1 protein-coding gene is annotated in these 317 nt (G+C 38.2%); it reads left to right on the forward strand.

Annotated elements, in window-relative coordinates; genetic code table 11:
- Nucleotides 1-49 precede the first annotated feature (49 nt).
- On the forward strand, nt 50-317 hold a 268-nt coding region (locus tag ABD296_RS49605), incomplete at its 3' end, for a potassium transporter TrkG (protein WP_344285555.1).

Consider the following 317-nt stretch of genomic DNA (forward strand, 5'->3'; position numbering starts at 1 on the left):
AAATGCATGGTTTCAAGCGACTGTTCCACGTTCTTCAGGGTTCAATACTATTGATACTGGAGCAATGACCAACAGTAGTTCTTTACTTATGATGCTACTCATGTTCATCGGTGGAGGTTCACTCAGTACTGCTGGAGGTATAAAAGTCGGCACCTTTATCATATTAGTTTTAAGTGTACTTTCCTTTTTAAGACGTACCGATGAAATCAGGGTTTTCAATCACTCCGTTTCTCACGAAACTACTTATAAAGCCTTAGCTGTCACCGCAATTACCAGTATTCTCATATTTATCGGGTTCTTTATTCTTTTACTTTTAG

Origin of the sequence: Actinomadura napierensis, assembly GCF_039529375.1 — a bacterium.
In the GTDB taxonomy this organism is placed as follows: Bacteria; Actinomycetota; Actinomycetes; order Streptosporangiales; family Streptosporangiaceae; genus Spirillospora; species Spirillospora napierensis.